This window comes from Sphingobium subterraneum (assembly GCF_014199435.1).
Lineage (GTDB): Bacteria > Pseudomonadota > Alphaproteobacteria > Sphingomonadales > Sphingomonadaceae > Sphingobium > Sphingobium subterraneum.
Genome location: NZ_JACIJP010000002.1, coordinates 414515 through 433149, shown reverse-complemented (window position 1 = coordinate 433149; position 18635 = coordinate 414515). Strand labels below are relative to the sequence as shown.

19 protein-coding genes are annotated in these 18635 nt (G+C 62.2%); 9 read left to right on the top strand and 10 right to left on the bottom strand.

Features of this window, described 5'->3' with window-relative positions:
• Window positions 1-39: 39 nt before the first annotated feature.
• The gene (locus FHS92_RS08800; RefSeq protein ID WP_184079611.1) at window positions 40-858 is read left to right on the top strand and encodes an SDR family NAD(P)-dependent oxidoreductase; all 819 of its coding nucleotides are present in this window, start codon (window positions 40-42) and stop codon (window positions 856-858) included.
• A gap of 63 nt (window positions 859-921) precedes the next feature.
• Here FHS92_RS08800 and FHS92_RS08795 read toward each other — a convergent pair whose 3' ends face one another.
• Window positions 922-2544 carry an AMP-binding protein gene (locus FHS92_RS08795; protein WP_246351879.1) on the bottom strand — a complete coding sequence of 541 codons (1623 nt, stop codon included), beginning with the start codon at window positions 2542-2544 and terminating at the stop codon, window positions 922-924.
• A 217-nt stretch (window positions 2545-2761) separates the two neighbouring features.
• On the opposite strand from FHS92_RS08795, the gene FHS92_RS08790 reads away from it, so the two are divergent.
• A complete protein-coding gene (locus tag FHS92_RS08790) occupies window positions 2762-3898 on the top strand; it encodes an aromatic ring-hydroxylating oxygenase subunit alpha (protein ID WP_246351917.1) in 1137 nt (378 codons plus the stop codon).
• Between the two features lie 37 nt (window positions 3899-3935).
• Window positions 3936-4751 carry a sugar phosphate isomerase/epimerase family protein gene (locus FHS92_RS08785; RefSeq protein WP_184079607.1) on the top strand — a complete coding sequence of 272 codons (816 nt, stop codon included), beginning with the start codon at window positions 3936-3938 and terminating at the stop codon, window positions 4749-4751.
• Window positions 4752-4778: 27 nt separating this feature from the next.
• Here FHS92_RS08785 and FHS92_RS08780 read toward each other — a convergent pair whose 3' ends face one another.
• Both FHS92_RS08780 and FHS92_RS08775 read right to left on the bottom strand, forming a co-directional pair.
• A complete protein-coding gene (locus tag FHS92_RS08780) occupies window positions 4779-5465 on the bottom strand; it encodes an SDR family oxidoreductase (protein WP_184079605.1) in 687 nt (228 codons plus the stop codon).
• A gap of 91 nt (window positions 5466-5556) precedes the next feature.
• A complete protein-coding gene (locus FHS92_RS08775; RefSeq protein ID WP_184079603.1) occupies window positions 5557-6234 on the bottom strand; it encodes a TetR/AcrR family transcriptional regulator in 678 nt (225 codons plus the stop codon).
• Between the two features lie 176 nt (window positions 6235-6410).
• Here FHS92_RS08775 and FHS92_RS08770 point away from each other — a divergent pair, with 176 nt between their 5' ends.
• Both FHS92_RS08770 and FHS92_RS08765 read left to right on the top strand, forming a co-directional pair.
• Window positions 6411-7739, top strand: coding sequence for an aromatic ring-hydroxylating oxygenase subunit alpha (locus FHS92_RS08770; protein WP_184079601.1), 1329 nt, complete (start codon window positions 6411-6413; stop codon window positions 7737-7739).
• 44 nt (window positions 7740-7783) lie between these two features.
• Window positions 7784-8221 carry a nuclear transport factor 2 family protein gene (locus FHS92_RS08765; protein ID WP_184079599.1) on the top strand — a complete coding sequence of 146 codons (438 nt, stop codon included), beginning with the start codon at window positions 7784-7786 and terminating at the stop codon, window positions 8219-8221.
• Here the strand turns inward: FHS92_RS08765 and FHS92_RS08760 are convergent.
• The gene (locus FHS92_RS08760; RefSeq protein ID WP_184079597.1) at window positions 8218-8577 is read right to left on the bottom strand and encodes a putative quinol monooxygenase; all 360 of its coding nucleotides are present in this window, start codon (window positions 8575-8577) and stop codon (window positions 8218-8220) included. The genes FHS92_RS08765 and FHS92_RS08760 overlap by 4 nt on opposite strands.
• 131 nt (window positions 8578-8708) lie before the next feature.
• Here FHS92_RS08760 and FHS92_RS08755 point away from each other — a divergent pair, with 131 nt between their 5' ends.
• Complete coding sequence (locus FHS92_RS08755) at window positions 8709-9467, top strand: SDR family oxidoreductase (RefSeq protein WP_246351878.1); 759 nt, start codon at window positions 8709-8711, stop codon at window positions 9465-9467.
• A gap of 21 nt (window positions 9468-9488) precedes the next feature.
• On the opposite strand, the gene FHS92_RS08750 is transcribed toward FHS92_RS08755, so the two are convergent.
• Genes FHS92_RS08750 through FHS92_RS08735 form a run of 4 tightly spaced genes read right to left on the bottom strand, consistent with a single transcriptional unit; the run spans window position 9489 to window position 12409 of the window.
• Window positions 9489-9992, bottom strand: a complete 504-nt coding sequence (locus FHS92_RS08750; protein ID WP_184079593.1) for a VOC family protein — start codon at window positions 9990-9992, stop codon at window positions 9489-9491.
• 14 nt (window positions 9993-10006) lie between these two features.
• Window positions 10007-10786: an SDR family NAD(P)-dependent oxidoreductase gene (locus FHS92_RS08745; RefSeq protein ID WP_184079591.1), complete on the bottom strand. Its 780-nt coding sequence runs from the start codon at window positions 10784-10786 to the stop codon at window positions 10007-10009.
• A gap of 46 nt (window positions 10787-10832) precedes the next feature.
• Entirely contained in the window at window positions 10833-11651 is an 819-nt protein-coding gene (locus FHS92_RS08740; protein WP_184079589.1) for an SDR family NAD(P)-dependent oxidoreductase, read from the bottom strand.
• Between the two features lie 5 nt (window positions 11652-11656).
• Window positions 11657-12409: an SDR family NAD(P)-dependent oxidoreductase gene (locus tag FHS92_RS08735; protein WP_184080290.1), complete on the bottom strand. Its 753-nt coding sequence runs from the start codon at window positions 12407-12409 to the stop codon at window positions 11657-11659.
• A 177-nt stretch (window positions 12410-12586) separates the two neighbouring features.
• Here FHS92_RS08735 and FHS92_RS08730 point away from each other — a divergent pair, with 177 nt between their 5' ends.
• Together FHS92_RS08730 and FHS92_RS08725 are read left to right on the top strand one after the other, a co-directional pair.
• A complete protein-coding gene (locus FHS92_RS08730; RefSeq protein WP_184079587.1) occupies window positions 12587-14017 on the top strand; it encodes an aromatic ring-hydroxylating oxygenase subunit alpha in 1431 nt (476 codons plus the stop codon).
• Between the two features lie 3 nt (window positions 14018-14020).
• The gene (locus tag FHS92_RS08725; protein WP_184079585.1) at window positions 14021-14794 is read left to right on the top strand and encodes a ThuA domain-containing protein; all 774 of its coding nucleotides are present in this window, start codon (window positions 14021-14023) and stop codon (window positions 14792-14794) included.
• 73 nt (window positions 14795-14867) lie between these two features.
• Here the strand turns inward: FHS92_RS08725 and FHS92_RS08720 are convergent, their stop codons facing one another.
• A complete protein-coding gene (locus FHS92_RS08720) occupies window positions 14868-16022 on the bottom strand; it encodes an acyl-CoA dehydrogenase family protein (protein ID WP_221230970.1) in 1155 nt (384 codons plus the stop codon).
• Between the two features lie 108 nt (window positions 16023-16130).
• Between FHS92_RS08720 and FHS92_RS08715 the strand changes: the two genes are divergently transcribed.
• The gene (locus FHS92_RS08715) at window positions 16131-16904 is read left to right on the top strand and encodes a helix-turn-helix transcriptional regulator (RefSeq protein WP_184079583.1); all 774 of its coding nucleotides are present in this window, start codon (window positions 16131-16133) and stop codon (window positions 16902-16904) included.
• Between the two features lie 34 nt (window positions 16905-16938).
• Here the strand turns inward: FHS92_RS08715 and FHS92_RS08710 are convergent, their stop codons facing one another.
• Window positions 16939-18564 (bottom strand): GMC family oxidoreductase, encoded by a 1626-nt coding sequence (locus FHS92_RS08710; protein WP_184079581.1) that lies wholly within the window; start codon window positions 18562-18564, stop codon window positions 16939-16941.
• Window positions 18565-18635: the final 71 nt, after the last annotated feature.

The following is an 18635-nucleotide window of genomic DNA, read 5'->3' as shown; positions in this document are numbered from 1 at the left end:
CCTGTGCTAAAAGATAAGAATTGCTGGGAAGGCAGAGCGATGGAGAGATTGGCAGGAAAAAACGCGGTTATCATCGGCGCAAGCAGCCCGGACAATATGGGCCAGCAAATCGCCCGACGGTTTCTGGAAGAGGGCGCGCAAGTCCTTGTTTCCGGACGGAAGGCCAGCGCACTCGCCGATTTTGCTCGCGCACATGGCTGCCTGTGGACACCCTGTGACATCACCGAAGCAGACAGTGTCGCGATGCTGGCCGACACCACTGCAGAAGCTCTGGGTGGCATCGACATCGCTATTAACGCGACCGGATGGGGACTGCTGAAACCCTTTCTCGACACAACCCACGATGAGCTGATGGCCATCACGATGCTGCAATATGTCGGACCGTTTCATTTCTATCAGGCCATGCTGCGCAAAATGATGCGATCGGCTGGCGGAAACGGCGGCTCCATCATTCAGATCAGCTCGGCCACCGCGACAATCATGCTTGAAGATCACGCCGCCTATATGGGTACCAAGGCCGGCACCGATCACGTCATTCGTTGCATCGCCAATGAATTTGGGTGCGAGGGGGTCCGCGCCAATTCGATTTCACCCGGGCTGACCGACACGCCGATGACGGCGGACGCCAAAACCGTCCCCGGATTGTTCGATGCGTTTCTGGCGGGTTATCCGCTCGGCCGGATCGGTACAAGCGCCGACATCGCCGCCGCAGCGGTGTTCCTCGCCAGCGACGAATGCTTCATGACAGGCGAGAATCTGCAGGTAAACGGGGGCCTCACCTTGCGCCGAAATCCGACGAAGGCGGAAATAGAAACGGCGGTAGCGCAGGTTACGTTGCCCCCCGCGATACGCCGATAGTGGGAAGGTCCCAGCGTTCGTTCGGATCGGGCCATGACAAAGAGGCTGCGCCCCCGACGAACCCTATGACCCGGAGTCGCCTTTCAATCGCTCGATCACATCGGCGCGCAACTGGTCCTTGCGAATCTTGCCCGCCGGGGTGCGGGGAAAATCCGCACGAAATTCCCAGCGTTCGGGCGTCTTTTGGCGGGCGAGTCCACTCGCTGCGATATGGTCGACAAGCGACTGCACGCTGGGCTGCGCATCCCGCGCGATGATATAGGCGCACACCCCTTCGCCCAATCGGTCGTGGGGCATGGCAACCACGGCGGCCTCCCGCACCGCCGAATGGGTGTGCAGCACATCCTCGATTTCCTTGGCGGAGATGTTCTCGCCGCCGCGAATGATCAGGTCCTTCTTGCGCCCCGTGATGGTCAGTGCTGCGTTGCGGGTGCGAATGCCCAGATCGCCCGTGCGGAAAAACCCGTCCGGGGTTAGCGCTTCACGCGTCTGCGCTTCGTCGGCATAGCCCAGCATCATGCCAGGTCCGCGCACAAGGATTTCACCCTCCTGTCCGTCGGGCAGGTCGTTGTCCGCGCCATCGACGATCCGGACCTCGTAATCGATGATCGCGCCGTCGGTCGTCGCGGCGAGTGCCGGATCGTCCGGCCAGCCGAACGTTACGAGCGGCACCTCCGATGCGCCGAAAACGCGAAAGGCGCGGCATTGGGCGAAGGCAGCGTTGGCGGCGGGGATCAGGTCATTGGGCACGGCCGCCCCGCCACACGCGAAATAACGGAAGCTCGGCAGCGTCTGTCCGCTCTGCCGGGCCGTTTGCGCCAGTTCGACGAGGAAGGGGGTCGCCGCGACCGTACCCACCAGCTGATGCCGGTCGATCAGCCTCAGCGCCTCTTCGGCATTCCAGCTTTCCATCAGGACGGTCCGTGTGCCGCAGACAAAGGGCGCCTCCAGACCATTCGCATAGCCGGAGACATGGGTGACCGGTGAGGGCATCAGCGTCGCTTCGCCGTGCCGCAAGTGCCAATATTCCGCGCTTTTCCGCAAAATGTGGGCAAGGGAGACGTGGCTGTGCAGCACGCCCTTGGCGCGACCGGTCGTACCGGATGTGTACAGGACCATTTTCACGCCCAGAGGATCGACCTTCGGTGGGGCGTAGGCTTGGTCCTGACCTGCTGCGACCAGCGCCGCATAGTCATCAGCCCCCTGCCCCCGCACGGTGAAAACGAAGTCGAGGTCCGGCAAATGGGAACAAATCCGGCTGGCCATCGCCTCCAGTTCCCCGTTTCGGAAACCCGATGCGACGAAGAACGCCCGCGCGCGGCAGTCCGCCAGCATCTGTTTCACTTCATGATCGCGGTAGATCGGCACGATCGGATTGATGATCAGCCCTGAGAGGGCCGCCGCAAGATTGATGACCATGGCTTCATGCCAGTTGGGCACCTGAAACGCGATGACATCGCCCGGACGCAGGCCGCGCTCGTACAGTGCCGCCGACAGGGCTCGGGCGAAAACCAGAACCTCGCCCCGGGTCAGCGTTACAGCGCCGTCGATCATGGCGACGAAATCCGGGTCGGCATCGGCCAGCGATGCAGCCTGATCCGCGATCGTGCGTTCGTCCCACAACCCCGCACCGGCATATTCCGCCAGATGCGCCGGTGGGACCTTCAGCCACGCCCAGGGGGGCATTTTCCTCTCCATCATGTCTGCTGACTGCCCGCGCCGCGCCGCGGGGCCAACTGTCAAAAGTGCCAAGAAGGTCAGCGCGGCGGGCACACAGGCTTGCCCGAGCCTAGCACCTTGCGCAGCTTGCGGAAATATTCCGGAACGCTCACCTTCCCGGTCAGAACAGCGAATGGAGATGCCAGTGGATCGGGTGCAGCAAGTCGGCGACGTCGCCGAGATCATGCTCGGCTATGTCGAGAAGCGGAAGACTCACCAGGGTGAGCGGCCGCGCACCGTTCCCACCAGCACCTATTTGGACAAGGACCAGTTCAACGCCGAAATAGAACTGATTTTCAAGCGTGCGCCGCTCATGCTGGCGTTTACGGCCGAACTCCCCAATCCCGGAGACTATAAGGCGATGGAGGCCGTCGGCCTGCCGGTGCTGATCAATCGCGACAAGGCGGGCAAAGTCCGCGCTTTTCTCAATGTCTGTCCTCATCGGGGCGCACCCGTGGCAGAGGGTAAGGGCAATTGCCCCCGGTTCACGTGCAAATACCATGCATGGACATTTGGCGCGGACGGCAAGCTGATCGGCATCGCAGAACCCTCCACCTTCGGCGATGTCGACAAGTCCGAGCTGGGGCTGCGGGAATTGCCATGCGAGGAACGCGCCGGGATGATTTTCGTGTGCCTCGCGCCCAACGGGCCAATGAACCTCGACCGCCATTTCCGGGGCTTTCTCGACGATTTCGACGCCCTTGATTTTGCGCACTGGACCTATTTGGGGAGCCGGACGATCGAGGGCGCGAACTGGAAGATCGCGTTCGATGGCTATCTCGAAGGCTATCACTTCAAGTCATTGCACCCGGAAACGATTTTTCCGCGCACCCCGTCCAACACGATGCATTATGAAGGCTTCGGCCCCAACATCCGGATCGGTTTCCCCCAGCATTCGATCGCCGAGCAGCTTAGGGATGTGCCCCGCGACCAGTGGGGCACGCGCGAAAATTACGGCTATGATTTCGTGCGCATTTTCTTTCCCAATGTCTCCATCTTCATCGCACCCGAAATCACGCAGGTCGCCCAATTGTTTCCCGGACCGACGCCCGACAGGAACCGTACGGTGCTGAATTATCTGCGCCGTGATCCGATCCGCGACGAGGCCGACCGCGAGGCGGTCGAAACGGCGATGAATTTCTTCCGGGACGTCACCTATCAGGAAGATTATGTCATCGGGCTGGAGATCCAGAAAGGTCTGGAGTCCGGCGCGCATGACAATCTCGTATTCGGCCGGAACGAGCGGGGAAACCAGTTCTTCCACGAATGGCTCAACTGGTATCTGGAAGATGATCCTTCCCGCCCCGAACCGGTAATGTGATCCGCCGGTGTCGAAAAACGGTGCGGAAGGCTGTCCGATGAATCCGCTTTCTCTTGCATCCGGGGTGCTGCCCGAATTTGGCGCTTCCGTCGTGATCGAAGCGGCGCGGTCGGCGGGTTTCGATGCGGCAGGCATCTGGGTGGATCCCGCCGAGTGGACCACGGCACAGAGCCAGGCGGCGAGGGACGCTCTGACCGCTACCGGGCTGCCGCTGCTCGATGTCGAGGTGGTGTGGATCAAGCCGGGAGAAGGGCTGGACGCCCATCGCAGGATCATTGATATTGGCGCCGATCTGGGCGCGGCCGATGTCCTGTGTGTTTCGTCCCACCCCGATCCTGCCGCCACAGCGGCCGCGCTCGAAGCTCTCTGCCATCATGCGGAGGGGAGCGGCATGCGCGTCGCGCTGGAATTTGGCGTATTCACGCAGGTCAAAAACCTGACGCAGGCGCGCGCCATCATCGAGATGGTCGGACACCCGCTCGGTGCGATTCTCGTGGATCCGATTCATGTCGACCGGTCCGGGACGTCCATTGAGCAGATCGCGCAGCTCGACCCGGCGCTCGTCCCCTATGCGCAGTTTTGCGACGCGTCTGCGCGGCGTCCCGACCCCGACGATTTCGATGCTGTCATTCTCGACGCGGTCGATCTGCGCGAACAATGCGGGCAGGGAGCATTGCCTCTTGAAGCAATGCTAGCTGCGCTGCCGGTCGATATACCCCTTTCGGTCGAGTTGCGCAGCTTGGCACTGCGCACCGCCTACCCAGATCCGATGGCACGAGCCTGCGCAGTCGCACAGGCAACGCGCGACTGGTTCGGCCGCAGACGCGATCTCGCTGCGGGGGAAAACCGGTAGTGTCAGGCTTGGTAGCGGTCCGCACTCTCACCAGGCGTGCGGTTCGCCATTCCATTTGTAGAACTCGCCCGACTGTTCGAGCGTCCAGCCCTCCGCCAGAGCCTTAATGCTCGCGGCGCTCTCTGCCGGGCTGATGTCCGCGCCCGGCCCGCCCATATCCGTTTGCACATAGCCAGGGTGGATAAGGCCGACGATGATACCGCGCTCTTTAAGGTCCATTGCGACCGAACGCATCATGCGGTTCATACCCGCCTTGGCGGCGCCATAGGGGTAGAATCCACCATAGGGCCAGGTCGACGCCGCAAGCTGACTCGAAAAGTTCATGATCTTGCCGCCAGCGGACATGCGCGGAAGAAAAGCCAGAACGACACGCATCGGACCCTTCAGCATCACTTCGATGGTGTCGTCGAAATCTTTCCAGTCCAAATCCTCCAGTTGCGCGGACGGATTTCCCAACGTGCCAGCGACATTGTAAATCAGGTCGATGCCGTCCGACCCGGTCGATGCCGCGCCCGCCCGCACGCTGTCATCGCGTGATACATCCATCGTGTGAACGGTGAGCCGCCCGCCGGATCCGGCGGCCAGACTGGCGAGTTCGCCTGCGCTTTCGGGACTGCGCGCCAGAGCAAAGACCCAGTCGCCAGCTTCGACATGCTGACGCACCAGCTCCAGCGCAATGCCGCGACCCGCTCCTGTGATTACGACGTTCGCCATGACACTCTCCACGTGAATTCAGTTGCCCTAGTCTGGGGTAGCCGTGTCGGCGAAACACCTGACACATGTGCGAGATCAGTACGCGGTACCCCTAACGACTGTCATACATCTGCTGCACTGTCCGCGCGACAAAGTGCTGCAGCCGTTCCATACGCCCTTCGCTCCCGAAGACCGGGGCGTGCAGCAGCATGCCGCTGTGGACGGCGCTGGTAAAATCATGTGCGAGCTTCAGCAGATCCCAATGGTCCTTCCACTGGGGGAAAGCCTCGATCATCTCGCTGGTCCACACCGTGTCGTATCGCCGAGCAACAGGATCGAAAATGGCCGCAAGTTCGGTATCGGTGCGAGCCGCGCTCGCCAGTTCGAGCCAGGCGGCATAGTCGGGGGTCTGAACGGAACGCCAATGCGCCTCGCACGCCAGTTCGATGAGCGGCTCGTCCTTGCGGCGCGCGATGCCGCCGAAATAGTCGGCGAGATAACCGCGCATGCGGTGGTAGACCACATGATCGACGACCGCGCCGACCAGTTCCAGTCGCGTCGGGAAATGGTGGTGCATGGCCCCCCGCGACACGCCGCACCGGGTCGCCACGGCCGCCGTGGTCAGGCCCGCATAGCCCCCTTCCACCAGGCAGTCGACGGCGGTTTGGACGATCCGTTCGCGCATCTGGGCGCTCTTGCGCTGCTGCCACTTGGTGGGCGCGGCGACGTCCCGGTCGGGCGACAGGGCGGCGAGAACGCGGTCCTGAAGCGTGTTGGTCTTGGTCGTCATGGCTTTTTCCTACACTGCCTCATCCTGTGTGCCTGATCACGCCCGGTTCCGCTTTCTCCACCTAGTCAAATGAGGAGGTGGGACAATGTGCGGGGAATAGCATAAAACCGGCAGGTGAGTCGGTTTAATCCGCCGACTGGTAATAATGAACAACCGGACCGGATGAGGATGCATCGATGAACGTTCAAACCGCGGTATCGCGCTATTCAGCGGAATTCGACCTGCCCGTGCGGGGCGATCCCATCACCGCAGACCGCTACATCTCCAAGCATTGGATGGATCTGGAGATAAAAAATCTCTGGCCCAAGGTCTGGCATCTGGGCGGTGTGCTTGCCGAGTTCGAGGAGGCGGGCGACATTGTCCGGCACAATTTCGCCAAGGAATCGGTGATCATGGTGCGGCAGGAGGACGGCTCCATCCGGGCATTCTACAACAGCTGCCCGCACCGGGGAAACCGCCTGATTCTTGATGAAGTGACGAGTGTTCCCCGCATTGCCTGCGGGTATCACAACTGGAAATTCGATCTGGATGGCACCTTGGCGCAGGTGCAGGATCCCGACGATTTCGCGAACGGCAACCCCTGCGGCAAGGTCCATCTGTCCGAATTGCGCTGCGACACATGGGGACCGTTCGTCTTCTGGTGCATGGACGACGATGTGGCTCCGCTCGCGGAATGGCTGACGCCTTTTCCGGAAAGACTGAAGGGCTACGGTATCGAAAACTGGGTGCGCGTCCTCAAATTGTCCGCGGATTGCGAGTTCAACTGGAAAATCATCCGCGACAATTTCAACGAAAGCTATCATCTGCCGACCATTCACCCCGAACTGGCGACCTTCATCAACGACGGCCTGCCGGATACCGTGTTCGAAATGTATCCATCCGGCCACAATGCGATGTGGATGAAGGGGCATCAGGCAACCACGCGCGTCGATTACCACACGACCGAAGTTCCCGCGCCGCTTGATGATGTCGCCCGCGCGTGGGACATCGATCCGGCGGACTTCAGCGGCCGCACGGGCGATCTGCGGCAGGCGATCATCGATGCCAAGCGTCGCCTCGGTCCGGGCAGGGGTTTCACCAATTACGACAGCATGTCTGACCAGCAATTGGTCGACTATTTCCACTGTACCCTGTTCCCCAACCTCACGCTGACGATGAGCCCCGAACAGCTGCAAGTCCTGCGCACCGAGCCACACCCGACCGACCCGGAAAAGTGTGTGTTCCAGCACTGGTGCTTCTATCCTCCGGTCGCGGGCATGAAAACTGTCGCCACACCGATCGGCGATGTTCCGCTGCGCCATGATGCGGTTCAACGCCATTCCGTTTATGGCGATGGGGTAAGCGTCGGCTATGTTGCCGACCAGGATCTCTCCATCGGCACGTCGCAGCAGCAAGGTCTGAACTCGCGGGGGTTCAAGGGCTGTATCTTGCCGCTCCAGGAAAAGCGCGTTCAGCGTTTCCACGAGCTGCTCAACGATTATGTCAGGGGACCGGGCGACGCCTAGTCAGCGCTGCGGATTGCGCAGCGTCCTGTCGGAAGGAAGTGACGATGGCAGTTTGCCCGTGGGAAGATCGTGTTGCGCTGGAGGATCTGCTGGTCGCCTTTGCGCATGCGGTCGACAGCCTTCACGATCTCGATGGCATCGGTACCATTTTCACCGACGCCGCCGTGTTCGATCTGTCCGGAGTAGGTTTCCCGAGCCTGACGGGGCGGGCCGCGATCCGCCAGTTTTATGCCAACACGTTCGACGTCATGGCGGCGCACGCGCACTATCTGAGCAACTTTGCCGTCACGTCCTATGCGGGCGATAAGGCCTCTGTGCGGACCTATGTCGTAGGCATGGGCCGGTACAAGGCGGGCGGAGGGATCACCATGCGCGGGCGTTATTATTTCGATGTCGTACGTACACCGGCAGGGTGGAAAGCCGCGCTATTCTCCATGGACATGCTGATCCCGCCCGAGGTCGAGAGCGGAGGCGGCGCCTAAGGCAGGCTGACGTCGAATAGCGCGCTGCGCGGCTGGCCCGCCTCATCATACACCGGTTCCACCCGGCCGGCGGAATAGAGCTGAACGTGAAAACCGATGAGGTCGTAACGTTCCAGATGGCTGCGCATCGCACGGTAGGAACTGTGCTGAAAGTGACGAAGCAGGGCTTTTTCGTCGTCCCATTCCTCGAACACGTGGATTGTCGCCGGATCGAGCGGATCGACGGCCCAGTTATAGGCGACGCATCCCTCTTCGCGGCGACTGTCCGCGATGTGGGCCACACCGGCGCGGATGATGGACGCGCAGGTCTCGCTGTCTCCGGCAAAAGTGAGCGTTCCCGCAACGATGACCGGCATGGCGTGTTCCTTTTTGAGCGCTTTCTGGTGGGAGGACGCTAGGAACAACCCTGTGCTGCCGCTTCTGGTACTTTGGTCAGGTGCGACGGATGGCGGGGCTGTGCTGACTGGTCGCGGAACAGGAGATGCTCATGGCAGGCAGGATTGCCGGTAAGGTTGCTCTGGTGACGGGCGCTGCGTCCGGTCTGGGGGACGCCATCGTCCGGCGATTTCATGAGGAGGGCGCTACTGTCGTGCTCACCGACATCGACGAGGCGAATGGCACGGCGCTGGCAAACGAACTGGGTGCGCGCACGGACTTTCTCCAGCTCGACGTGACGAGTGAAGAGAACTGGATCGCCGTTTTCGCCGCCATCGCGTCGCGACACGGCCGCCTCGATGTGCTGGTCAATTGCGCGGGCATTACCACCTATGGATCGGTCGAGGAGGTCACACTCGACGCGTTCCGGCACGAAATGGATGTCGACCTGGTCGGCCCGTTTCTGGGGTGCAAGCATGTCGTGCCGCTGATGCGAAAGACAGGCGGGTCGGTCATCAACATTTCGTCCATGGCGAGCATCCGCGCGGAACATTATCTCGTCGCCTACAATGCGGCAAAGGCCGGGGTAACGCACATGACCAAATCGGTTGCACTGCATTATGCGCGGGCGGGATATGGCATGCGCTGCAATTCGGTGCATCCCGGCGTCATCCACACGCCGATCCTCGACAAAGTTCTGGCCCAGGCCGAGGATCCCGATGCGCTCTATGCCGAATGGCTGGCGCTGCATCCCATCGGCCGAATCGGAAAGCCGGAAGAGGTCGCAGCGCTGTGCCTTTACCTCGCCAGCGACGAGAGCGCTTTCGCGACGGGGGCCGAGTTCGTTCTGGACGGTGGGTCCTCGCTGTAGCGGCCCACGGGAGAACATCGCCTACAGGGGCCGGATGTCCCGACTTTCGTGAACTTCCAGGATCTCGAACACGTTGCCGAAATAGTCGCGGCAATAGCTTCCGGCATAGCCGTGCTTCACGCCATCGGCATCGGTCGTAATACCATCGAGCGCCGGGGGCGTGTGCACTGGCAGGCCGGCATCCAGTACGCGTGCGTGAACCGCCGCCACATCCTCGACCTGCAGCGCGATATGGGTATAGCCATATTCGTTGACGCCCCGGTGCGGGTCGAGCGGCGCCTGCTTCGGCGCCGAATATTCGAACACCTCGATTTGCACATTGCCCAGCCGACAGAAGAACTGGCGGGCGGCGCTGCCCTCCAGTCCGACAACCGCGTCGATGAAGGGGTTGTCCGACCAGCCCATGGGTTCGACTTCTTCCACCGCGCCAAGCAGATCGATGTAGAAGCGCCGTGCCAGATCGAGATCGGGAACCGAAACGCCGATATGGTGCACGCCCAGAACGCCGGGTAGGGGCGGGGACATCGCTCTCTCCCCGCTCAAACCTGCGAAAAGCCGCCATCCATAACCAGCTCGTCGCAGGTCATGAAACTGGCGGCCTCGCTGGCGAGAAATACGACGCCCCCGGCCATTTCCTCTGGGCGGCCCAGACGGCCGATCGGGTGGGACTGCACGACCCCGGCCTTGGCCGCCTCGCGCGATGGCGCAGCGCCCAGCTCAACATAACGGTCAATGATGGAATTGAGCATCGGAGTATCGATGCCCCCCGGATGGACGGAGTTCACACGAATGTTGTAGCCGAGCGCGGCAAACTCCGCGCCCAGACATTTGGACAGCATCCGGATCGCAGCCTTGCTGACGCAATAGGCCGCATTGAACGCGGCGCCCTGCAGCCCACCCACGCTCGAAAAATTGATGATCGACGCGCCGCCCTTGCGCGCCTTGCCCCCCGCCTTCAGCAGATCGAGCAGGATCTGGGTACCGATGATCGCGCTGTCGACATTGATGGCGTTCACCCGATGGAAATCGGACAGCGCCGTGTCTTCAAAGCGGGTGACGATCGAGTAACCCGCGTTGTTCACAAGCACGTCGAGCCGACCATAGGTTTCCCGCACATAATGCTCGACGGCGCGCCAGTCGGCTTCGCTGGCGACATCATGCTTGAGATAATGGTCCGCGTCGGCGACGTCGGCATCATCCCGCAAGTCGGTCGCCACCACTGTGGCACCGGCGGCCTTCAAGGCCTTGACGATTTCGCGCCCGATGCCCCCCGCGGCGCCTGTTACAACGGCAATGACATCTGGCAGGGCAATGGTCATGGGAAAGCCTTTCTGCGGAATCAGAGACGAAGAAAGCGGTGGGACGCTATTGCGCCGTCCAGCCGCCATCGATGACCAGCTCGGCCCCGGTCATGTAGGAACTGTCGCTGGACGCGAGGAAAAAGGCGGCGCTGGCCAGTTCCTTTGGATCAGCAAGCCGACCGAGCGGGGTTTTCGCCGCAACCATGTCGATCAGGTCCTGCGCCTTTTCGGCGACGCCCTTGTCGACCCAGCGCTGGAAACCCTCGTTGAGGAGCGGCGTGACGACGAAACCGGGGTGGAGAGAATTGGCGCGGATCGGCATGCGCTTCTCCGCAAATTCGAGGGCAATGGATTTGGTGAACAGGCGGACCGCGCCCTTGCTCGCGTTGTAGGCGGAAACTTCGCTCATTCCGACAAGGCCCATGATCGAGCTGACATTGATGATCGAAGCCCCACCCGTGACGTCCACGCCGCTCTTTTCCAGCAGGGGCACGAGTGTCCGCACGCCAAGAAACACCCCGTCGACGTTGATGCCCATGATGCGACGCCAGCCTTCCAGACTGGTGGATGCAACAGGGCCGGTCAGGTCGATCCCGGCATTGTTGACCAGAATGTGCAGCGTGCCATGCCGTTGCTCGACCGCGGCCAGCACGCTCGCCCAATCCACCTCGCTCGTGACATTGGCCTGAACATAGCTGGCGGCCTGCCCCAGTCGCGACAGGGTGCTGACCGCCAGTTCGCTGTCGGCCGTATCGAGATCGGTCAGGATGACTTCGGCGCCTTCGACGAGGAAGCGCTCCACGCACGCCAGACCGATACCCCGCAAGCCGCCGGTCACCAGCGCCACGCGGCCGCTCAGGCGAAAGGAACCCAGATTGTCCATAGCCCTCAAACCCCGTTCATGCCGGCGGTGCTTGCGCCGTCCATTGTAAATTCGCTGCCTGAGCAGAAGCGGGCCTCGTCCGATGCCAGCCACGCCACCATGCCCGCGACTTCCTCGACCGCGGCCATGCGCCCCATGGGGGAGAGCCCCTCATAAGCCGCGCGGGCCGCGGCGGGGTTGTCCGCTTTCTCGATCAGGTTGACGATCATGGCGGTTTCGACCACGCCCGGCAGAATGGCGTTGACCCGGATCTTGTATTTTCGGTTGCCCGCATGGACCGCGGCGGATTTAACCAGCGCCACGACGGCGGCCTTGGACACCGAATAAGCGAGAAAATTTCCCATGGCCCGGTGGGCGTTCATCGACGAATTGACGATGATCGATCCGGCCGGGCCGTCCGGGTTGCGGGCCATCATGCGCATGGCGTGCTGCACAGTCAGCATGGCGCCGGTCAGGTTGACGCCGATCACGTTGTTCCAGCCTTCGATCGTGATGTCCTCGACCGAACTGTCGCCGTTCTCCGTCCCGGCATTGGCGAAGGCGATATCGAGGCGGCCGTGCCGCGTCAGGATCTCTTCCGCCAATCCGTCCCATGCGGCCGATGCCGTGACATCGTGACGGATGAATTCCGCGCCGGTCGCAGCGCAAACGCGGTCCGCCGCTTCCTGATTCGATCCGGTGAAGACCACCGTTGCGCCTTCCCGGCGCAACCGGTCGACCGTTCCCGCGCCGATTCCGGACGTTCCGCCGGTCACCATTGCAACCTTGCCATTCAGGCGCTTGTCCACGCCACTCTCCTATTTTGCCATCTGCTCCTTACATGACCTATCCTGCTGTTTCGGCAACCTATGACTTACGCAAGGTGACTCCGGCCCAAGCCTTTGCCAGTAAGGGGCAAAGCGGGAAAAGATGCCCGCACGAGAGGAACCGAGACGATGGCCGACCGGCAACCCGAAATTGCTCCGCAACTGGGGGAAGATCGCAGCGAAGGCATCAGCTGGGCAGAGCTGATGGCGCGGGACTCCCGGACGCCGCCAAGGATCCTTACCGAAGAGAGCTACACCTACCGGGGTTCGGACCCCATTCCCGCCGACCGCTACACCAGCGAAGCGTTCGCCGCGCTGGAACGCGAGAAAATGTGGCCCTATGTCTGGCAGTTTGCGGCGCGCGAGGAGGATCTGCCCGAGGCGGGTGATTTCGTCGTCTACGAGAATGCGGGCCGGTCCTATCTCGTCACGCGGCAGGATGACGGCTCGGTTCGCGCGATGCACAATGTTTGCCTCCATCGCGGACGAAAATTGCGGATCGAGGACGGATCGGCCGACACATTTACCTGCCCGTTCCACGGATTTTCGTGGAAGAAGGACGGGTCGTTCAATGCGATGCCCTGCCAATGGGACTTCCCGCATCTCAAGGAGCAGACGCTCCATCTTCCCGAAGCGGAAGTCGGCCGCTGGGGCGGCTATATCTTCCTTCGCGAGGAAAAGGGCGGGCCGAGCCTGGAAGAGTTTCTCGCGCCGCTGCCCGAGCATTTCCGGCGCTGGCGGCACGAGGAATGCGCGACGGTGATGCGTGTGGCCAAGGAGGTTCCGGCCAACTGGAAGGTGACCATGGAAGCCTTCATGGAGGCTTGGCACACCATCGTCACCCATCCGCAGCTTCTGCCGTTCACCGGCGATTCCAACGCGGCCTACTGGACGTGGGGCGACCATGTAAACGTCAACCTCGTGCCCTTCGGCGTGATGAGCCCGCATATCACGGACGGGCAGGGCGAGCAGTGGATCATCGACGAATTCATCAAATATAACGGCCGGTCCGGCGACAATTACGAAGACCCGGCCCAAGCGAATCCGATGGCGATCACGGTGCCCGATGGCGTCACCGCGCGGGCTGCCCTGGGCGCTGCGATGCGCAAGGCGTACAGCGAAAGCACCGGCTACGATCACGAGGACGCCACCGATGCCGAATTGCTCGATGCGTTGGTCTATAACGTCTTCCCGAATTTTGCGCCCTGGGGCGGGTTCATGCCCAACATTGTCTACAACTGGAAACCCGGCAAGACGCCGGACACCTGCATCATGGAGGTGCGCATCCTCGCCCGGATCCCCAAGGGTCAGCCGATTCCGCGCGGTGCTCCGCTCAAATTCCTGACCCTGGATCAGAAGTGGACGGAAGCCGCCGAACTCGGGATACTCGGCGATGTGTTCGAACAGGACATGGATAATCTGCCCTATGTCCAGCAAGGGTTGCACGCGTCCAAAAATGGCCAGGTCCAACTGGGGAATTATCAGGAAATCCGGATCCGCCAGTTTCAGGATACGATGATGAAATATCTCGATGGCACGCTCGGCGGATCGCGGGGCTGAGGCATGAATGAGAGTGAAGCCGTCCGGCCGCCCCGCATCAACTGCGTCCTGATCTGCGGGGGGGTCTGGCACGATATGGACTTCGCTCGACTCGAACTGCTCAAGCTGCTGGCCGATGACCCGGCCGTCCGCACCCGCGTGTTCGAAAACTATGAAGCGCTGGATGCGCTCCGCGACGCCGATATCCTGATCACCTATACCTGTGACGTAACCCCGTCGCTGGCTGCGCAGGAGGTGTTAAGGGACTGGGTCGCAGCCGGGGGGCGCTGGTACGCGCTCCACGGAACGAATTCGGTGCTGCGGCTTCTCAGCACCGGGTTGTGGGATGCGCCACGCTGGGCGCCGCTGTTCATGGACCTTTTGGGCAGCCAGTTCCTGTCGCATCCGCCGATCGCGCCCTATACGGTGACCGTCGCCGACCCCGATCATCCGCTGGTCAGCGGGATTACGCCCTTCGAAACGACGGACGAGCTCTATCATCTGGAACGTCATGGCGATCTTCATGTGCTGCTAGAGACCGAATGCACGGAAGAAGGAACCGGCTTTGTCGAGGCGGCGAACGCGCCCGGAACCCACCCCGTTATGTATATCAAGAGCCACGGCCACGGAGCGGTGCTGTACAACACGCTGGGTCACTGCCGCGGCCATTATGATCTGCAGCCGATGCTCGACTGGTGGCCCACGGTCGACCGCTGCGCCTGGGATCTGCCGGTCTTTTACGACCTGCTGAAGCGGGGCATCGACTGGACGAAGCAGCGGGTGCCCGGGCAAGGCTAGACCCCGCGATCATCCGCCCGCTGGAGCATCCCTAAGAGAGCGGAGGGGCGACGAAGTCTGCCCCCTCCCGCATTCAGGTCAGGGACTCGGCAAACCGATCCAGCGTCGCATCCGGCGCTTCGGGCCAGCGCGATAACATCAGCAGCCTTTTGTGCCCGGCCCCGATGGCCAGCTCCTCGGTCACGCCCATGCCACCATGGAACTGGATCATTTCATGACCCAGCTCGACCGAGCGCTCGGCGAGGAAGGCACGGGCGCCGAGCACCGCGCGCGCGAAGTCCTCCGGTCCGGACGATACCAGCGCCAGATTGATCAGCGCCCGGCTTTGTTCGATCACCGCATATTGGGCGACCATGCGATGCTGGATCGCCTGAAACGAACCGATCGGAGCGCCAAACTGCTCCCGCGTGCACAGATAGTCGCGCGTGTCGGCAAACAGCCTTTGCATGACACCCAGCGCCTCGGCCGATCGTGCCAGCATGGCCAAAAGATCGGCCTCCGCCAGTTGCGCAAGGCCGCCGTTGAGACGGAACAGCGCGGGGATCCGAACCTCATCCAGTTTGAGACAAGCGGCATAGGTGCCATCGACCATCGGCCATGGGGTCACCGCAAGGCCTGGCGTGTCCGTCGGCACCATGAACAGTTCGACGCCTTCCGCTTCGCCGGGATCGCCGCCGGTTCGGGCGGACACGATATAAGCGTCTGCGCCGCTTCCGGTAACGCAGAACGGCTTCGTGCCATTCAGGACGAAACCGTCCCCGTCCGACTGCGCGGTGGTGTGAACCCAGACGTGTCCGTCGCGATGGCCATATTCGGCGTGCGCCACGGCAAAGCGCCGGGTTCCCGATATTAGCGCGTCGGACCATTGTTCGCGCAGCTCCGGCGGGGCAGCCACAGCAAATAGGCGGGCGGCAAGAACCATGGACTCCGCGACGGGTTCGACCACGATACCATGGCCGAGCGCTTCGAACAGCGTGGCGATGCCGGTGGCGTCGAGGCCCAGACCACCGCACTCCACCGGCAATGGCGCGCCCAAAAGCCCGAGTTCGCCCAAGGTCAGCCAGTTGTCACGAGAAAAGCCGGGAGCCGCCGCCTGAAAGGTTCGGCGACTGTCATGGTCATAATGGTCGAGGACGAAGCGTTCGGCCAAGGCCTTGAGCATTTCCTCGTCCTCGGTCAGGTCAAACGTCACATACTGCTCCCATTTCCGACCAATCTCTATCACCATGTCGGGTGGACACTCCGCTGGGCAAAGTGCTAGGGTGGCGCAGGGATTTAGGGGACTGTTATCATTGCTCCTTTAGAGCAATATTCCAGGCGGTTCAGAAAGGTGCACATGCAACTGCTATCCCAGGAAAACATCGATGCGGTGCGGGTCACATCGCCGGGGCAGATCAAGCCAGCGGCGGAGGCTTTGCATCGTATAGCCATGCACTATGGCATGCGGGTCGCACCGGCCCACGACCTCGCCGACAAGCGCACCCCTGTGGATGCGGACGGCAATATGCTCGCCACCACGGTCTTCGGCTGGACGAACGACGACCGGGTGTGGTGGCGCAATTCCCGGATTGCGCTCGATTCTCCGCTGACGGCGGCGTGCCGGTTCGAAAGCCAGCCTTTCTGGGCCAATGCGGAGGGGTTCAGAACCCGCGAGGATAATCCCTATCTGCATTCGGTTGATTTCAGCAATTTTGAGCAACGGGCGATGACCCGCGCCGCCATTGCGATCCCCGTGCATCTGCCTTTCGGCCAGATCGGCGCCGTGACGTTCAACCCGCTGGATCGCGACAAGACGGATCTGACACAAGAGTTCGAGGAACTTTCCGATGCCTTCGGGCTCTACGCCCGCACGTTTATCGTGACCTATGTGCAGGTGATGGGCGCCACGCAGGCTTTGCCTCCGGAATCCCGCCTGTCGAAGCGCGAGGTCGAGTGCCTGCGGTGGGCGGCCATCGGCAAAACCGATATCGAGATCAGCATGATCATGGCGCGGAGCCGGGCGACGGTGCGGTTCCATATCCACAATGCCGCCACCAAGCTGAACGCCGTCAATCGCAGTCAAACGGTCTTCAAGGCGGCGCAGCTGGGCTATATCTCGCTTCATAACTGAAGTACGGACAGCGGCCCCGGCTTGGTCAAATGCCTTAGGGCCTGTCCTCCAAAATCATGGCGGCCCCGCGCAACCCGATTGCCATCGCCGGGGCATTGGTATTGCCCGTCACATGCCCGGGAATCACGGAGCAGTCGGCGACGCGCAGCCCCTGAACGCCGTTGACGCGCAGGCGCGGGTCGACCACGGCGCGCGCATCACCGCCCATCCGACAGGACCGGATCGCGTGGAGCCCGCAGCTCGACATTTTACGGAAGAAGGCGAGGATATCCTCGTCGCTTTCCACCCCCGGTCCCGGTAGCAGTTCGGGCCCGAGCATGTCGCCGAGCGGCGCGGCCGCCATGAAGGCGCGCATGGTGCGAACGAGCGCAATGGCCGACCGGCGGTCATGTTCGGTCGTCAGGAAATTGTGGAAAATCTCCGCAGCATCCTGTGTGGTCGGCCCCGATGCGTGGACCGCGCTCTCGCTCGTCAGCCGCAAGAGCTGCCCATATATGGTGACGCCCGGCTTGGGGTCGATCTTGTCGAGGGGAACCGGGTTGTTGTCGTCGCCGACCTTGAACGTATAGCCACCCAGATAGAATTGCGCATCGGTTCGTCCGTCCGGGTGGGCCACGTTGCAGAAGGCCCCTACTTCGAATGGGCCTGTCGCCAGCACGCCGTCACGCCGCAACAGATAGCGCGCCATGGCCAGTGCTGCCCCGACGCCGAAGAAGCTGCGGTGGGTGCCACGCCCTTTTGCAAGGCGATAGGGAAGGGAGATCGACAGATGCTCGATCATCCGCTCGCCCACATCGGGCGCGTCAACCAGCGGCGCGATCCCCGCGCTCTGCAACCGTGCGGCGTCGCCGATACCCGAACGCTGCAGCAGCAATGGGCTCTCCATCGCCCCCGCGCTCACGATAATTTCTCCTGCGTAGGGGAAGGTCTGCGCTACGCCGTTGACCAAGGCCGCGACGCCCGAGGCGCGTGTTCCGGAAAACAGGATCCGTTCCGCCACGGCGTCGGTCAGGACCGTGAGATTGGGCCGCCCGCGCGCCCGTGCGAGGTAGGTCCGGGCGGAGGACTCCCGTTTGCCGTTGCGGATGTTATGGCTGTAAAGGCCAACCCGGGGGCCAGTCGCGCCGTTGAGGTCATCCACATGCGTTAGGCCCAGCGCCTCCCCGCTCTCGATCATCCGGTCGGCCAGCGGATAGGTGTAGCAGGCGGGGTCCACCCGCACCGGCCCGCCGACGCCCCGCAGGGCAGACTTCCCCGCCGCATGATCCTCCATTTCCAGAAAGGCGGCAGTCATGCTGGCCCCGTTCCAGCCGGTAGCGCCGAAATCCTGCTCCCACGCGTCATAGTCGGCTGGCTCGCCCCGGCTCCAGATCATGCCATTGATCGAGGAAGAGCCACCCAGTCCCTTGCCGCGAATCCAGACCTCGCCGCCTGTTGCCGCTCCCTCCTCCCGGGGCTGACCAACCGGATAGACCCACATATGGGCGGGCTTCTGAACGAGTTTGGCCACGCCCTTCGGCAAGGTGACCCAAAAACTTTCGTTACGCCCACCCGCTTCCAGCAACAGGACCTGCGACCGGCCGTCGGCGCTCAACCGTTCGGCCAGCACGCATCCGGCCGAACCGGCACCCACGATGATGTAATCCCAGACCTTCGGCATCCTGTCTCTCCTCGGGTCATGGGTCGCACGAACTGACAGTTTGGATACCCTAGCGTTTTGGTGAGTCACAT

Excerpts from the sequence above, each read along its gene's own strand:
- FHS92_RS08790 (WP_246351917.1), top strand. The coding sequence starts at position 2,762 with ATGCTCGGCTATGTCGAGAAGCGGAAGACTCACCAGGGTGAGCGGCCG.
- FHS92_RS08780 (WP_184079605.1), bottom strand. The coding sequence starts at position 5,465 with ATGGCGAACGTCGTAATCACAGGAGCGGGTCGCGGCATTGCGCTGGAG.
- FHS92_RS08770 (WP_184079601.1), top strand. The coding sequence starts at position 6,411 with ATGAACGTTCAAACCGCGGTATCGCGCTATTCAGCGGAATTCGACCTG.
- FHS92_RS08720 (WP_221230970.1), bottom strand. The coding sequence starts at position 16,022 with ATGGTGATAGAGATTGGTCGGAAATGGGAGCAGTATGTGACGTTTGAC.
- FHS92_RS08760 (WP_184079597.1), bottom strand. The coding sequence starts at position 8,577 with ATGCCGGTCATCGTTGCGGGAACGCTCACTTTTGCCGGAGACAGCGAG.
- FHS92_RS08750 (WP_184079593.1), bottom strand. The coding sequence starts at position 9,992 with ATGTCCCCGCCCCTACCCGGCGTTCTGGGCGTGCACCATATCGGCGTT.
- FHS92_RS08725 (WP_184079585.1), top strand. The coding sequence starts at position 14,021 with ATGAATGAGAGTGAAGCCGTCCGGCCGCCCCGCATCAACTGCGTCCTG.
- FHS92_RS08755 (WP_246351878.1), top strand. The coding sequence starts at position 8,709 with ATGGCAGGCAGGATTGCCGGTAAGGTTGCTCTGGTGACGGGCGCTGCG.
- FHS92_RS08795 (WP_246351879.1), bottom strand. The coding sequence starts at position 2,544 with ATGCCCCCCTGGGCGTGGCTGAAGGTCCCACCGGCGCATCTGGCGGAA.
- FHS92_RS08745 (WP_184079591.1), bottom strand. The coding sequence starts at position 10,786 with ATGACCATTGCCCTGCCAGATGTCATTGCCGTTGTAACAGGCGCCGCG.
- FHS92_RS08740 (WP_184079589.1), bottom strand. The coding sequence starts at position 11,651 with ATGGACAATCTGGGTTCCTTTCGCCTGAGCGGCCGCGTGGCGCTGGTG.
- FHS92_RS08735 (WP_184080290.1), bottom strand. The coding sequence starts at position 12,409 with ATGGTGACCGGCGGAACGTCCGGAATCGGCGCGGGAACGGTCGACCGG.
- FHS92_RS08800 (WP_184079611.1), top strand. The coding sequence starts at position 40 with ATGGAGAGATTGGCAGGAAAAAACGCGGTTATCATCGGCGCAAGCAGC.
- FHS92_RS08785 (WP_184079607.1), top strand. The coding sequence starts at position 3,936 with ATGAATCCGCTTTCTCTTGCATCCGGGGTGCTGCCCGAATTTGGCGCT.
- FHS92_RS08775 (WP_184079603.1), bottom strand. The coding sequence starts at position 6,234 with ATGACGACCAAGACCAACACGCTTCAGGACCGCGTTCTCGCCGCCCTG.
- FHS92_RS08765 (WP_184079599.1), top strand. The coding sequence starts at position 7,784 with ATGGCAGTTTGCCCGTGGGAAGATCGTGTTGCGCTGGAGGATCTGCTG.
- FHS92_RS08730 (WP_184079587.1), top strand. The coding sequence starts at position 12,587 with ATGGCCGACCGGCAACCCGAAATTGCTCCGCAACTGGGGGAAGATCGC.
- FHS92_RS08710 (WP_184079581.1), bottom strand. The coding sequence starts at position 18,564 with ATGCCGAAGGTCTGGGATTACATCATCGTGGGTGCCGGTTCGGCCGGA.
- FHS92_RS08715 (WP_184079583.1), top strand. The coding sequence starts at position 16,131 with ATGCAACTGCTATCCCAGGAAAACATCGATGCGGTGCGGGTCACATCG.